General features: G+C 63.6%; 16 protein-coding genes and 2 pseudogenes. 4 read left to right on the forward strand and 14 right to left on the reverse strand.

What is annotated here, in order from left to right; translation table 11 throughout:
• Positions 1 to 75 precede the first annotated feature (75 nt).
• Positions 76 to 1,329, reverse strand: coding sequence for an aspartate kinase (locus NKH36_RS32410; RefSeq protein WP_352964897.1), 1,254 nt, complete (start codon positions 1,327 to 1,329; stop codon positions 76 to 78).
• A gap of 276 nt (positions 1,330 to 1,605) precedes the next feature.
• Between NKH36_RS32410 and ubiG the strand changes: the two genes are divergently transcribed.
• Positions 1,606 to 2,355 (forward strand): bifunctional 2-polyprenyl-6-hydroxyphenol methylase/3-demethylubiquinol 3-O-methyltransferase UbiG, encoded by a 750-nt coding sequence (ubiG, locus tag NKH36_RS32415; RefSeq protein ID WP_352964895.1) that lies wholly within the window; start codon positions 1,606 to 1,608, stop codon positions 2,353 to 2,355.
• A 152-nt stretch (positions 2,356 to 2,507) separates the two neighbouring features.
• Here ubiG and NKH36_RS32420 read toward each other — a convergent pair whose 3' ends face one another.
• Complete coding sequence (locus NKH36_RS32420; protein ID WP_352964893.1) at positions 2,508 to 3,413, reverse strand: DMT family transporter; 906 nt, start codon at positions 3,411 to 3,413, stop codon at positions 2,508 to 2,510.
• Between the two features lie 99 nt (positions 3,414 to 3,512).
• Here NKH36_RS32420 and NKH36_RS32425 point away from each other — a divergent pair, with 99 nt between their 5' ends.
• Positions 3,513 to 4,004 (forward strand): MarR family winged helix-turn-helix transcriptional regulator, encoded by a 492-nt coding sequence (locus NKH36_RS32425; RefSeq protein WP_352964890.1) that lies wholly within the window; start codon positions 3,513 to 3,515, stop codon positions 4,002 to 4,004.
• Between the two features lie 206 nt (positions 4,005 to 4,210).
• Here the strand turns inward: NKH36_RS32425 and NKH36_RS34975 are convergent.
• The 5 genes and pseudogenes from NKH36_RS34975 to NKH36_RS32445 form a co-directional block, all read right to left on the reverse strand.
• Positions 4,211 to 4,379, reverse strand: a pseudogene (locus tag NKH36_RS34975) (GIY-YIG nuclease family protein).
• A 223-nt stretch (positions 4,380 to 4,602) separates the two neighbouring features.
• Positions 4,603 to 5,028, reverse strand: coding sequence for a DUF1178 family protein (locus tag NKH36_RS32430; RefSeq protein ID WP_352964888.1), 426 nt, complete (start codon positions 5,026 to 5,028; stop codon positions 4,603 to 4,605).
• Entirely contained in the window at positions 5,025 to 5,906 is an 882-nt protein-coding gene (locus NKH36_RS32435) for a carbon-nitrogen hydrolase family protein (protein ID WP_352964886.1), read from the reverse strand. The genes NKH36_RS32430 and NKH36_RS32435 overlap by 4 nt, the downstream gene beginning before the upstream one ends.
• Positions 5,907 to 5,916: 10 nt before the next feature.
• Complete coding sequence (gene grxC, locus NKH36_RS32440; protein WP_292165351.1) at positions 5,917 to 6,186, reverse strand: glutaredoxin 3; 270 nt, start codon at positions 6,184 to 6,186, stop codon at positions 5,917 to 5,919.
• Positions 6,187 to 6,213: 27 nt separating this feature from the next.
• Positions 6,214 to 6,999: a ComF family protein gene (locus tag NKH36_RS32445; RefSeq protein WP_352964923.1), complete on the reverse strand. Its 786-nt coding sequence runs from the start codon at positions 6,997 to 6,999 to the stop codon at positions 6,214 to 6,216.
• 53 nt (positions 7,000 to 7,052) lie between these two features.
• Between NKH36_RS32445 and NKH36_RS32450 the strand changes: the two genes are divergently transcribed.
• On the forward strand, positions 7,053 to 7,925 hold the full coding sequence (locus NKH36_RS32450; protein WP_352964884.1) for a methyltransferase domain-containing protein: 873 nt from the start codon (positions 7,053 to 7,055) through the stop codon (positions 7,923 to 7,925).
• Positions 7,926 to 7,973: 48 nt separating this feature from the next.
• Here NKH36_RS32450 and NKH36_RS32455 read toward each other — a convergent pair whose 3' ends face one another.
• The 6 genes from NKH36_RS32455 to NKH36_RS32480 all read right to left on the reverse strand — a co-directional run bounded on the left by NKH36_RS32455 (position 7,974) and on the right by NKH36_RS32480 (position 11,520).
• Positions 7,974 to 8,153, reverse strand: a complete 180-nt coding sequence (locus tag NKH36_RS32455; protein ID WP_352964882.1) for a Flp family type IVb pilin — start codon at positions 8,151 to 8,153, stop codon at positions 7,974 to 7,976.
• 98 nt (positions 8,154 to 8,251) lie between these two features.
• Positions 8,252 to 8,617 (reverse strand): hypothetical protein, encoded by a 366-nt coding sequence (locus NKH36_RS32460; RefSeq protein ID WP_352964880.1) that lies wholly within the window; start codon positions 8,615 to 8,617, stop codon positions 8,252 to 8,254.
• A gap of 114 nt (positions 8,618 to 8,731) precedes the next feature.
• Positions 8,732 to 9,154, reverse strand: a complete 423-nt coding sequence (locus NKH36_RS32465; RefSeq protein ID WP_352955426.1) for a (deoxy)nucleoside triphosphate pyrophosphohydrolase — start codon at positions 9,152 to 9,154, stop codon at positions 8,732 to 8,734.
• Complete coding sequence (locus NKH36_RS32470) at positions 9,151 to 9,930, reverse strand: GNAT family N-acetyltransferase (RefSeq protein ID WP_352964878.1); 780 nt, start codon at positions 9,928 to 9,930, stop codon at positions 9,151 to 9,153. The genes NKH36_RS32465 and NKH36_RS32470 overlap by 4 nt, the downstream gene beginning before the upstream one ends.
• Positions 9,930 to 11,171, reverse strand: coding sequence for a bifunctional glutamate N-acetyltransferase/amino-acid acetyltransferase ArgJ (gene argJ / locus NKH36_RS32475; protein ID WP_352964875.1), 1,242 nt, complete (start codon positions 11,169 to 11,171; stop codon positions 9,930 to 9,932). Before argJ ends, NKH36_RS32470 begins: the two co-directional genes overlap by 1 nt.
• Before the next feature lie 118 nt (positions 11,172 to 11,289).
• The gene (locus tag NKH36_RS32480; RefSeq protein WP_292213988.1) at positions 11,290 to 11,520 is read right to left on the reverse strand and encodes a putative antibiotic biosynthesis monooxygenase; all 231 of its coding nucleotides are present in this window, start codon (positions 11,518 to 11,520) and stop codon (positions 11,290 to 11,292) included.
• Between the two features lie 113 nt (positions 11,521 to 11,633).
• Here NKH36_RS32480 and NKH36_RS32485 point away from each other — a divergent pair, with 113 nt between their 5' ends.
• Positions 11,634 to 12,281 carry a TetR/AcrR family transcriptional regulator gene (locus tag NKH36_RS32485; RefSeq protein ID WP_352964873.1) on the forward strand — a complete coding sequence of 216 codons (648 nt, stop codon included), beginning with the start codon at positions 11,634 to 11,636 and terminating at the stop codon, positions 12,279 to 12,281.
• Positions 12,282 to 12,456: 175 nt separating this feature from the next.
• Here the strand turns inward: NKH36_RS32485 and NKH36_RS32490 are convergent.
• Positions 12,457 to 12,715: pseudogene (locus NKH36_RS32490) on the reverse strand (ISAs1 family transposase); the annotation flags it as partial.

Here is a 12,715-nt window from a genome sequence, read left to right on the forward strand (position 1 = left end):
GGACGCTCTGAGACTTTCGATCTGCTGCATCGTGCTTTCCGAAATCGACTCGGATTCTCGGGCCGATGCAGTCTGCTACTGCTTATCCAGACCGTAGACGGAATGCAAAGTGCGAACCGCAAGTTCGGTGTAGGGACCGTCGATCAGGATCGAAATCTTGATCTCGGAGGTCGTGATCGCGCGGATGTTGATCGCCTTGTCGGCCAGCGCCTTGAAGGCGGTGGCGGCGACGCCGGCATGGCTCCTCATGCCGATGCCGATGACCGAAACCTTCGACATGCCGGCTTCCGACTGCACGACGTCGTAGCCGATCGTGGTCTTCAGCCGCTCGAGCACGGCAAGCGCCTTGTCGACATCGCCGGACGGCACGGTGAAGGTCATGTCGGTGAACTTGCCGTCCTCGGAAATGTTCTGGACGATCATGTCGACATTGATGTTCGCCTCGGCCAGCGGCCCGAAAATGCCGGCGGCGACGCCCGGCCGGTCGCCGACACGGCGCAATGAAATCTGCGCTTCGTCCTTGGCATAGGCAATTCCGGTGACGACCTGCTGTTCCACGATCTCTTCCTCGTCGCAAATAAGCGTTCCGGGCGGATTGAGCAAATCCCCCATTCCGGGCGCGTCGGGATCGTCGAAGGACGACCGCACGAAAGTACGCACCCTGTGCACCATGGCAAGCTCGACCGAGCGTACCTGCAGGACCTTGGCGCCGAGCGAGGCCATTTCAAGCATTTCCTCGAAGGAAATCTTGGCCAGCCGCCGCGCTTTCGGCTCGATGCGCGGGTCTGTGGTGTAGACCCCGTCGACATCGGTGTAGATGTCGCAGCGGTCGGCGTTGACCGCCGCCGCGATGGCGACAGCACTGGTGTCGGAGCCGCCGCGGCCGAGCGTCGCGATGCGATTGTCCGGCCCGATGCCTTGGAAGCCGGCGACCACGGCCACCTGGCCCTCGCCGAAGCGCTTGATCAGGAATGCGCCGTCGATGTCGAGAATGCGCGCCGCGCCATGCGCATTGTCGGTCTTGATCGGAATCTGCCAGCCTTGCCAGGAACGGGCATGGACGCCCATGTTCTGCAGCGCGATCGCCAGCAGGCCGGCGGTCACCTGCTCGCCGGATGCGACGACGACGTCATATTCGCGTGCATCGTGCATAGGCGAGGCTTCGCGCGTCCATTGCACGAGCTCGTTGGTCTTGCCAGCCATCGCCGAGACGACCACCGCGACCTCATGGCCGGCATCGACCTCGCGTTTGACATGGCGCGCCACATTGCGGATGCGGGCGATGTCGGCGACGGAGGTTCCGCCGAATTTCATCACGATGCGCGCCATGGAAGCGAAATGCCTTTGACTGGGTGCCGGACCGGCTGCCGAAAAAATGGAAAGGGAGCGCCCGGCTGGGCCGGCCGCTGAATTCGCGGCCTCCTTAGCCAAATGCTTTGGGTTTCGCAAGGCGTGCCGCCGGTTGCAGCTGGCGACAAAGGCGACACACGAGCGCAGCGCGTGCCCGCATGCCTGTCGCATAGGCGTAACGGCAACAGGCGAAATTTGCTGCCTTGACATTCGCTGGCTCTCGACCGACTTCCTAGCGTTCGAGGAGACCACGCGATGCCAGAGCCCCGACGATCGACGATCGATGCCGGAGAAGTGGAGCGCTTTTCCGCCCTTGCCGCCGAATGGTGGAATCCGAACGGCAAATTCCGCCCGCTGCACAAGTTCAATCCGATCCGGCTTGCCTATATACGCGACCAGGTGGCGGCGCGCTTCGGCCGCGACCCGCGCGCGGCGCGGCCTTTCGAGGGCCTGCGCTTCCTCGACATCGGCTGCGGCGGCGGACTGTTGTGCGAGCCGATGGCGCGGCTTGGCGCCGAAGTGGTCGGCGCCGACGCATCCGCTACCAACATCGAAGTGGCCAGGCTGCATGCGGCGGAGGTCGGCGTGACGGTGGATTACCGTGCCACGACGGCGGAGGATCTGGCTGACGCCGGCGAGAAATTCGACGTCATCCTCAACATGGAAGTGGTTGAGCATGTTGCCGACATCGACCTGTTCGTGGCCAAATGCGGCGAGATGCTCAAGCCCGGCGGCATCATGTTCGTCGCCACCATCAACCGCACGCTGAAGGCGCTGGGCCTGGCCATCATCGGCGCCGAATATGTGCTGCGCTGGTTGCCGCGCGGCACCCACCAGTTCGGCAAGCTGGTGCGGCCAGACGAGCTGGAAAAGGCGCTTGCCGGCGCTGGCCTAACCATCATCGACCGCACCGGCGTCGCCTACAATCCGCTCGCCGACCGCTGGCAGCGGTCGAAGGACATGGACGTCAACTACATGGTGCTGGCGGAGAAGGCACCCGCCTGAAGCTTCTCAGAGGCTGTTTGGAAAGTCGCTCCGGCGAGTCATATGGTGGTGGTTTCGAGAACCGAAGCGGAGCGGACATTTGGGTCCGTGAGCATCGGAAGCGCAGAAAACGCCATCAGATGGCCGACGGAGTAGAGTTTCCAAACAGTCTCTCACACCGCCACCTTCTCACCCGCCTGGCTTTGCGCCTTTGTGGTGATGAACACGCCGGCGATGATGATGGCAGCACCCGCCCAGGTCAGCAATCGATAGTGCTCGCCGAGAAAGATCGTGCCGGCGAACAACCCGACCGCAGCCGCGACATAGCCGATCTGGCTGAGATAGACCGGTCCGCCGACCGCCTGCAGCCGGAAGAAGAAGGCGAACATCGCCGCGGCTGACGCGACCTGCCCGACGACCACCAGCGGCACGCCGCCGAGCAAGGCGAGCGAACCGCCGCCCTGCAGCGTGAAGATGCCGCAAAGAAGCAGCGCCGCCGATGCCAGATGGCTGCCGACGGCAAGCTCGATCGGCCCGGTCCCTTCGGGCCAGTCAACCGTGCGGTAGATGTTGCCGACGGCAAGGCTGACCGGGATGAGCAGCCCCACCGCCACCCAGAAAAATTCGGCCGGCTGGCCGGCCTCGCCGCGCGTCACCGCCACCATGACAGCACCAAGGAAGCCGACGGCAATGCCGACGACACCAAGCAGGTTGGGGCGCCGGACGCTGAGCAGGATCGAAAACACCAGCGTGACCACCGGCGACAGCGTGAACATGATACCGGTGTAGCCGGCGCCGAGATGCGGAATGGCCGAGAACATCAAGAGATTGGGGAAGGCATAGGACACCGCCGCGGTGACGAAGAAATAACGCAGCCTGTGCGGGGTGAGCCGGATGCGCTGCCCGCGCAGCAGCAAGGCGCACAAAAGCACGCTGCCGGCGCCGAGCGAGATGACGAGGGCCCAGACCATGGCCGAAACGCCGGCCGCCGTGGCGATCTTGCCGAACGGCAGCGTCAGGCCGAGCAGGCCGCCGGTGACGACCAAAAGACCGAGCGCTGAATCCCAGAGAAATTTCATAACGAACCCCTATTGTCTTTGCGGCTCTTGGTCAGCACTGTGTCTTGAGCTAAGATAATGCAAAGATTCTTAACGTCAAGATATTTAACGGTGAGATAGATGGATCGCGCCGCGAAAGCGATCGAGCAGTGGAAACGGGAACGGCCGGATCTGGATGTCTCTCCGATGGCCGTGCTTGGACGGTTGAACGAAGCCTCGTCGCTGATAGCACGAGAACGCCTCGCTCCGCTGTTTGCCAGTTTCGGACTGCAGACCGGGGAATTCGATGTGCTGGCAACGCTGCGCCGTTCCGGATCACCTTACGCGCTGACGCCAACCGCCCTCTATGAAGCGACGATGGTGACGTCGGGCGCCATGACCAACCGGCTCGATCGGCTCGAAAAGTCAGGGTTGATCATGCGCGGGCCGCATCCCAACGACCGGCGCGGAATTGTCGTGCAGCTGACCGAAAAAGGCCTGACATTGGTCGATGAGGCGGTCGCCGCCCACGTCGCCAACGAACACGACATACTTTCCGGCCTGACGCGCGCCGAACAAGAGACGCTTGCTCGCCTGCTTGAGAAGTTGATCGGCAGCGTGAGCCGGGGGTGAAAATCAGTGATTTTGACAGATCGGGGCCGATCGGCAGCGGACGCCGATCATTCCGTTCAGCGGCAAATCGCAAACCTCTAGGATTAGCCGAACCACCCCTCCATTCGTCATCCCAGGGCGGAGCAAGGAGCGAAGCGACGCGGCGCAGACCCTGGGATCCATGCCGTTACCTCGCGGCAGGTGCTCCAGCGGACCAGACCCGAACGCTACCACCCGGTCCCGCGAAAAAGTTCGAACCACTCTGGATTGGTCTTCTCGATCAGCTCGATCTTCCATAGGCGCGGCCAGCGCTTCAGCGCGGCCGAGGTCGTTGGTCACACCGATGTAGATCGTGCCGCGCTTCTGGCTCGCGGTCATGTAGGCGTAGCCGGTCATGGTAGAAGGGTAGCTCGCACCGTTGCGGATACAAGCGCCGTTCTGAGCCGCTGCATTCTTCGGCCGATGTAACGGCATGGATCCCAGGGTCTCCGCGCGTCGCTTCGCTCCTGCTCCGCCCTGGGATGACGAAGGTGTGGTGGCTTTTAGCCAGTCGCATATGTTTGCAACTGGCGGCTGAAGGCCGGTTGGCAAAAACCCATCCCGTCTGTCAGGATGCCAATCAGTTCCGCTCGTCGGGGAAGCTTGGAATCCGCATGAATTCGACGCCGTCCTCGGCTAGGCTCTTGGCCTCCTCCAGCGTCGCCTCGCCATAGATGCCGCGCAGATCGCTTTCGCCGAAATGGATCTTGCGCGCCTCCTCGGCAAATTTGTCGCCGACATAGTCGGCGTTCTCGCGCACCTTTTCAGCCATCGCCTTCAATTGCGCCAGCGCCTGCTTCTGGGCCTCGCCCATGGCGAGCGCGATCGTCTCCTGCTTGCGCCCGGTCGAGACGGCCGGCGCCATCAACGCCTTCTCAACTTTGTGGGAGCCGCAGGTCGGGCAATCGACGAAGCCACGCTTCTTCTGGGTGTCGAAATCGTCGTTGCTGCGAAACCAGCCTTCGAATTCGTGCTCGTGCTCGCAGATCAGGGAAAACCGGATCAAGATGCTGCACCCCTGAGACTTTGCGCCTCGGCCGAAGTGGCGTTCACGGCGAAGTCGCGTGCATTTTTCAGATTTGGGATCTTCTTGCGCGCGGCGACCGACTGCGCCGGGTCGATCTCGGCGATGATCACCGCCGGTTCGTCATGCGCCGCCTCGGCGACGATGCGGCCCCAAGGGTCGACGATCAGCGAATGGCCATAGGTCTGGCGGCCGTCTTCGTGCAGTCCGCCTTGCGCCGCGGCGACGACATAGGCGCCGTTCTCGATGGCGCGCGCCCGCAGCAGCACATGCCAGTGCGCCTCGCCGGTCTGGCGGGTGAAGGCGGCGGGCACCGAAAGCACGTCGGCGCCGGCCAGCGCCTCGGCGCGGAAGAGCTGCGGAAACCGCAGATCGTAGCAGACGGCGAAACCCAGCCTCGCACCATCGATCCCGGCGCCGCTGATCTCCGTGACGACGGCCTCGGTGCCCGGCTCGTAAGCGGCGGATTCGCGCCAGCTTTCGCCATTGTCGAGATCGACGTCGAACATGTGGATCTTGTCGTAGATGGCTAGTGTCGCGCCATCCGGCCCGAACAAAAGCGCACGGTTGGCGAGCTTGCCGTCGGCGCGCAGGATGGCGGTCGAGCCGATATGCAGGAAGACGCCAAGTTCTTTCGCCAGCTTGCGCGAGGTCGAGACGATGATGTCCTTGTCCTCGGACGTGAACGAGGCGGCCCGCGCCTGGCTGTCGCGGATCAGCGCACCCGTCATTTCCGGTGACTGGATATAGGTCGCGCCCTGGCCCGCCGCCTCGCGCACCAGCCGCTCCAGATCGACCGCGTTGCGCTCGGGACTGGTGCCCGAACGCATCTGGATCGCCGCCGCCTTGAAAGCACCCATGGTCATGTCCTCAATTCGTCGAGCCGTTGGCGAGCAGACGGTCCAGCCGGCCCTCCGCCTCCAGTTCATGGAGATCGTCGGAGCCGCCGACATGCGTATCGCCGATGAATATCTGCGGAAAGGTCGAGCGGCCATTCGCGCGGGAAATCATTTCCCGGCGCAGTTCCGGCGAGAAAGAGGCGTCATGCTCGGTGTAGGCGACACCCTTGCGCTCGAGCAGCCGCTTGGCCGCCGTGCAATAGCCGCACATCATCCGTGTATAGATCGTCACGTCGACCATCGGTCAGCAATCCTGCCTTTCTTCAATCTATATAGTCGCGGACTCATCGGCCCGAAAGTCCCCCGGCAGCACGCGCGCAAAGGTCAGCACGTCGACCGTCCCGGCACCGCCCTTCTTCAGCGCCTTGGCGACCGCGCGGACAGTGGCGCCGGTGGTATAGACGTCGTCGACCAAGAGCACCCGGCGGCCGGCGATCTCGATTTCCGCCTTCTCCGGCACTCTGAATGCAGCACGCACATTCTCCTCGCGTTCCCGCCGCTCCAGCCCGACCTGCTGGCGGGTGAGTTTGACGCGCCTGACTGCGGAGGGCGCAAAAGGCAAGCCGCCAAGCTGCGATACCGCCCTTGCCAGTTCCGCCGACTGGTTGAACTGGCGCCTGAAAAAACGCCGCCAGTGCAGCGGCACCGGCACGACCACATCGGCTTCAGCGAGCAGTTCGGCACCGGCGCGCAGCATCCAGCGCGCCATCCACGGCGCCAGATCGGTGCGATCCTGGTATTTCAATCCTTGCACCATCTGGCGGGCGACACCGGAGTAAGCGACCGCGGCCCGCGCGCGCTCGAAGGGCGGCGGGTCGGCGATCGCCTCCGCCGACAGGAACCCCTCGCCCATGTGATGGATAAACGGCGTGCCCATCACCGGGCACCATGGCCGCTCCAGAAGCCTGAGCTTCGGCCAGCAGGTGCCGCACAGCACGCCAGGCTGCGAGACATGCCGTCGGCAGCCGGCGCAAACCGGCGGAAACAGGATGCGCGCCGGCCAGTCCAATGTCTTTCGAGCGATACTCTTGATATCTGGCATTGGATCGGCCACGTGGTTGCTCATCCGCCACCCTATATCAGACAGCGGAAACCAGGAACCATCAGTTGCAACCTATAGTCGACACTTCTCTCTGGCTGGCGCACAAGCGCCGGGCGCTCGCCCGTCCGGCTGCCGGCGCGGATTTCCTGATGCGGCGGGCGGCCGAGGAGCTTGCCGAGCGGCTGGGCGCCGTCGAGCGTAAATTCGACAGAGCGGCCGTGCTGTTTTGCCAGACGCCGGCGGCGGTCGACGTGCTCGCGACGAGCGGCAAGGTGGCGGACATCGTGCGCGTGGAGCCGGACCCGGCGTTCCTGGACAATGCAGCGGGACTGGTGGCGCCACTGGAAACCGTGCCGTTCGAGCCGGAAAGCCTCGACCTCGCCGTGTCTCTTTTGTCCCTTCAGGCAATGAACGACATTCCCGGCATGCTGGTGCAGATCCGCCGCGCGCTGAAGCCCGATGGTCTTTTCCTCGGCGCTTTTGCCGGTGCCGGTACGCTTTCCGAACTGCGCGAAAGCCTGCTCGCCGCCGAGACCGAGCTTTACGGCGGCGCCAGCCCGCGCGTCATCCCGTTTACCGACGTGCGCGACGCCGGCATGCTTTTGCAACGCGCCGGCCTGGCCTTGCCCGTCGCCGACGTCGAGACGGTGACGGTGCGCTACGATTCCCTGTTCGGCCTGATGGCGGACCTGCGGGGGATGGGCGAGACCAGCGCGCTCGTCGACCGCAGCAGGCGACCGGGCACGCGAAGGCTGTTTGCCCGCGTCGCCGAAATCTACGCCGAGCGGTTTTCGGATGCCGATGGTCGCGTCAGGGCGAGTTTTCCGATCGTCTGGATGTCAGGCTGGGCGCCCGACGCCTCGCAGCAAAAACCGCTGAAGCCGGGCTCGGCGAAAATATCGCTGAAGACAATACTGGAAAACCCCGGCGGGCGTTGACCGGATTCTGTCGACCGAATTTCTATGGATGCGGCGGGCCGGTCGCGATCACTGCGCGAAAGCGTTCACAAGCTTGCTGGAATTGTCGCTGAACAGCCACGCCATTGCGTCAGCGGCCTGGCCGATGCCGCCTATGATGGTAAGCGACAGCACGGTCACGATCAGCCCATATTCGATGGCCGTCGCGCCGGTCTCGTCTTTCATAAATCGTTGCAGCAATGTTCTCATGGCCGTCGATCCCGCTTGCCGGAAGCCTAGCGCCAACCTATTAAGAAAGGTTAATGGCACAGGCTTAACAGGCGGTGAAACGGCTGCTTTAAACCATGTCAGCAGTCGCCGCTGCGCTTGCCATTGTCGCGTATCACGCAGATCGAACTGGGCAGCGGCTGCAGCACGCTCCTGCGCAGCGTGTAGGTAACATGCCGTCCGATCGAGCCCGTGCTTCCGGTCGAGCCTGTGCTCCCGAGCGATCCTGGGCTCCCAATCGATCCTGTGCTCATTCCGTCGAGGCCGCCGACAAAATGGTCACGGGCGGATCGCGTCCGGCTGTCGAGCAAGGGCGTCGCGATCAAGGCCAGCGCCACAGCGGCCGAGCCGAACAAAAGCGTGATCCGCAATATGCCCATGCCGGCATGGACAGCGCTAAAGCTGCGGTCGGGTCGGATCGAATCCCAGTCCCTGTCGAGGCTCATGCAACCGCTCTCCGGCGAAGGCCTGAACACGGCCTTCCTTCGATTTCCATGCCGTCAATTTTTCACGGCAAGATAAATCTTCCATTAACGTTGTCTAAGTCTCGGACAGCACAATCACAGAAGATCGATGAGGAACTGGATCAGCGGCGCGTCGGCCGGCGGCATCGGAAAATCGCGCATCTGGCGCGGCCGCACCCATTTCAGCACCTGCCCCTCCTTCGGCTGCGCGATGCCGCGGAAGCGACGGCAGACGAACAGCGGCATCAGCAGGTGAAAATCATCGTAGGAATGGCTGGCGAAGGTGAACGGCGCCAGACAGGGAATATCGGTCTCGATGCCGATCTCCTCGTACAACTCCCGGATGAGGCATTCCTCCGGCGTCTCGCCGGGCTCGACCTTGCCGCCCGGAAACTCCCACAGGCCGGCGAGCTGCTTGCCTTCGGGCCGCTGCGCCAGAAGCACGCGGCCGTCGGTATCGACCAGCGCGCAGGCTGCGACCAGGAGCAGGCGCTTGCCGACAGGGTTCACGCCGGTCATGCGCCGGGTGGCCGGCGATAGTGGTAACGATAGACTTCGTCGAACCCGAGCGAACGATAAAGCGCCAGCGCCGGCGCATTGTCGGCCTCGACCTGCAGCCAGGCTTCGCGGGCGCCGCGCAGCCGTGCCCATTTCAGCGCCGACAGGATGAGGTGGCGGCCGTGGCCCTGGTTGCGCACCGATCTGTCGGTGGCGACCTCGAACAGCCCGGCAAGATCGCCATCGTGAACGCAGATCAGCGTCGCCAGCGGTTCGGTACCCTTTTCGAGCGCGAACAGCCCGGCTTCCGGCTGGATTGCGCCGATGATCTCCGACAGGCCCGGCCGCAGCGACACATCCGAGCCGCTCACCTTGAGCGACGCGCCGATGAAGCGGCTGATGTCCTTCAGCGGGATTTGGTCCATGGCGGCGTCGAGCTGGGCGTCGGCGAGCGGCAGCCGCATCACCAGCGATTCGTCGAATGTGCTCCAGCCTTCGCCGTTGAGATGTTTGGAAAGGACCGGCCCCGACAGCGGCGATATGCGAAAGGTCAATGGCCGGCCATAGGCGTCGAAACGGCGGCTGGCGCGGCCAATGCGCTCGGCAATGTGCTGGATGTCGCCGGGATCGAGCGGATTGACCGAATTCAGCCGCTTGGCCGGATGACCCGCCGTCAGCCGCACCACCCAGGTGCCGTCATAATGGACGGCCGCCGCCGGCCAGGCGCGAAAGCCGGCCGCCTCGTAGCGGCGCACGATGGCAAGCACGCTTGCCGGATGTCTGGAAACCAATGCCATCAGCTCCGATAATCGCCGTTGATGGCGACATACTCCTTGGTGAGGTCGCAAGTCCACACCGTCGCCTTGCCGCGGCCGATGCCGATATCGGCATGGATGCGGATCTCGTCGCGCTTCATGTAGGCCGATGTCGCCTCCTCTGAGTAGGCGGCGTCGCGCTCGCCCTCATGCGCCAGCCTGATGTCGCCGAACCAGATCGACAGAAGGTCGCGGTCGGCCGGTTCGCCGGCCTTGCCGACGGCCATGACGACGCGACCCCAATTGGCGTCCTCGCCGGCGACCGCCGTCTTGACCAGCGGCGAATTCGCGATCGACAGCGCGATGCGCTTGGCCGAGCGCGCCGATTTCGCGCCGGTGACGGTGACCTCGACCTGTTTTCGCGCGCCCTCGCCGTCGCGCACCACTTGCAGCGCCAGCGATTTCAGCACTTTGCCAAGCGCGCGGCGGAAGGCGCCGAGGCGCGCATCCCAGGCATCGGTGATATCAGGCGCGCCGCGCCTGGATGCGGTGCCGGTGGCGAACATCAGCAGCGTGTCGCTGGTCGAGGTGTCGCTGTCGACGGTGACCGCATTGAAGGTCTTGGCCGTGCCGCGCGACAAAAGATCCTGCAGCACGGGGGCTGCGATCGGCGCGTCGGTGGCGATGAAGGAGAGCATCGTTGCCATGTCGGGCGCGATCATGCCGGCGCCCTTGGCAATGCCGTTGATGGTGACGTCAGTGTCGCCGAGCTTCACCGTCGCGGTCGCCAGTTTCGGATAGGTGTCCGTAGTCATGATCGCCTTGGCGGCTTCGGTCCACAGGTCCGGCCTGCCGTCCTTGACCAGTCCGGCGAGCAGATGACTGAACTTGCCGGCATCCAGCGGCTCGCCGATGACGCCGGTCGAGGCCAGAAACACCTCGTCCGGCGTGCAGCCGGCAGCCTTGGCTGCAGCCTCGCCGGTCATTGCCGTCGAGGCTCGGCCCTTGTTGCCGGTGAAGGCATTGGCGTTGCCGGAATTGACGACCAGGACGCGCGCCTTGCCCTGCGCAAGATTCTGCCGGCAGAAATCGACCGGCGCCGACGGGCATTTTGACTTGGTGAACACGCCGGCGACCGTGGTTCCGGCATCGAAGACCATGGTCAGCAGATCGGTGCGGTTCTTGTACTTTATCCCGGCCTTGGCGGTGGCGATGCGGACGCCCTCAATGTCAGGCATTTTAGGATATTTCTTCGGCGCGAGCGGCGAAATGGTGGCTGACATGAAGACCTCGGGCGGGAAAATCGCAAGGGGAACGCCGGTTTGCCCGATAGCGGGCGCCGGTGCAAGGGTGTTTTCCCGACCGTTGCGGACACACCGAACTGCCTGCACCACGCTTCCTTCATTGGGCAGGATTGAGGAACCTCCGGAACATCTTCTGCACGCCCGGAATGAGGCCCCAGATCATGATCGCGACCATCAGCGGGGCGATGACCAGCGTGCGCTGCCAGATCTCCCACTCTTCGGTCAGCGGGAACACGACATAGAGGATGGCGGTGATCAGCGGATAGACGCCGGCAAGCACCAGCAGGGCAAAGCGGAGGCGCGAGAAGCGGGCGGCGGTCGAGGTCATTGGTTCTCTCCTTATCGTTACGAAACGTTCCGTTAAATAAAACGGGCCGTTCCGTTTCGTCAAGAGGTCGTATATGCATGCTGAGGAAAACTTGCCGATAAGGAAAAAAGCAGATGGGTGAGGACGCAGATCGGGCCCGCAAATCAACTGGCGCGCGGCGCAACCCCGACAGCGCCGACGCCATTCTCGACGCCGCCGAGGCGGTGCTGGTCGAGGCCGGTTATTCCGGCTTCTCGATCGAAGCGGTGGCGCGGCGGGCGCGTGCTGGAAAGCCTACGATCTATCGCTGGTGGCCGAGCAAGGCCGCTTTGCTGTTCGACGTCTATCAGCGGCTAAAGCGCGTCGAGAACCCCGATACCGGAAACCTCGAGGATGATCTCGTCGGCTTCCTGAAGAACCTGTTCTCGCACTGGCATGACACGTCGTCAGGCAGCGTCTTCAGATCGCTGATCGCCGAGGCGCAGTCCGATGCGACCGTAGCCGCCGTGCTTGTCGACTACACAAAAGGACGCCATGCCCATACCGGCCAGATGATCGAACGCGCCAAGGCAAGAGGCGAAGTGGCGGCCGACGTCGATTCCACGCTCGTCGCCGACCTGGTCGCCTCCTTTGCCTGGACGCATCTTTTGACCAATCGCCTCAACGAAGACGAAACGACGCTGCGCAGGGCGGTTGGCTATGTGTTGAAGGGCATCGCTCCACCGGCGAACTCGCCGCCGGCGATCCGGCAGCGTTCACGGCGTCGACGCATTGTAGGATAGGTCGAGAAGCAGAACTATCCGTTGTCGACATTTGCGCGCCTGTTGGCTCCTCTCCAGCGTTGGTGGCTGGCGAAAGCCGACGCGGCATCCAATCTCCCCCGCTAGGGCAGGGCAATCGCATTTGGAATTCTTGCGAAGATGGACCCCACCCTAACCCTCCCCACAAGGGGCAGGGCTATCGCATATGAGTGATGGCATTGATGAGGTAGTCGTCATTCCAGGCGCATTTCTTGATGCGATGGCTGATAGGGACGTTGGGAGCATCGGCGGCTTGCAGGATGTTTCTGGCGAGCCGATTGAGGAGGGCTGTATTGGCGGGAGCATTGTCCTTGCGGGCACGGCTGAGATCCTCATCGAGGTGTACGTCGAGCATCCAATGCAGACCGTTCTCGATCTGCCAATGAGCTCTGGTGAGGTCGAGCGCCTGCTGCGGC

This window comes from Mesorhizobium sp. M1312, assembly GCF_040318115.1.
Taxonomy (GTDB): domain Bacteria; phylum Pseudomonadota; class Alphaproteobacteria; order Rhizobiales; family Rhizobiaceae; genus Mesorhizobium.

Bases quoted from the DNA above. Each gene is read 5' to 3' on its own strand.
- NKH36_RS32410 (WP_352964897.1), bottom strand. From the start codon at position 1,329: ATGGCGCGCATCGTGATGAAATTCGGCGGAACCTCCGTCGCCGACATC.
- ubiG (WP_352964895.1), top strand. From the start codon at position 1,606: ATGCCAGAGCCCCGACGATCGACGATCGATGCCGGAGAAGTGGAGCGC.
- NKH36_RS32420 (WP_352964893.1), bottom strand. From the start codon at position 3,413: ATGAAATTTCTCTGGGATTCAGCGCTCGGTCTTTTGGTCGTCACCGGC.
- NKH36_RS32425 (WP_352964890.1), top strand. From the start codon at position 3,513: ATGGATCGCGCCGCGAAAGCGATCGAGCAGTGGAAACGGGAACGGCCG.
- NKH36_RS32435 (WP_352964886.1), bottom strand. From the start codon at position 5,906: ATGGGTGCTTTCAAGGCGGCGGCGATCCAGATGCGTTCGGGCACCAGT.
- grxC (WP_292165351.1), bottom strand. From the start codon at position 6,186: ATGGTCGACGTGACGATCTATACACGGATGATGTGCGGCTATTGCACG.
- NKH36_RS32455 (WP_352964882.1), bottom strand. From the start codon at position 8,153: ATGAGAACATTGCTGCAACGATTTATGAAAGACGAGACCGGCGCGACG.
- NKH36_RS32460 (WP_352964880.1), bottom strand. From the start codon at position 8,617: ATGAGCCTCGACAGGGACTGGGATTCGATCCGACCCGACCGCAGCTTT.
- NKH36_RS32465 (WP_352955426.1), bottom strand. From the start codon at position 9,154: ATGACCGGCGTGAACCCTGTCGGCAAGCGCCTGCTCCTGGTCGCAGCC.
- NKH36_RS32470 (WP_352964878.1), bottom strand. From the start codon at position 9,930: ATGGCATTGGTTTCCAGACATCCGGCAAGCGTGCTTGCCATCGTGCGC.
- argJ (WP_352964875.1), bottom strand. From the start codon at position 11,171: ATGTCAGCCACCATTTCGCCGCTCGCGCCGAAGAAATATCCTAAAATG.
- NKH36_RS32480 (WP_292213988.1), bottom strand. From the start codon at position 11,520: ATGACCTCGACCGCCGCCCGCTTCTCGCGCCTCCGCTTTGCCCTGCTG.
- NKH36_RS32485 (WP_352964873.1), top strand. From the start codon at position 11,634: ATGGGTGAGGACGCAGATCGGGCCCGCAAATCAACTGGCGCGCGGCGC.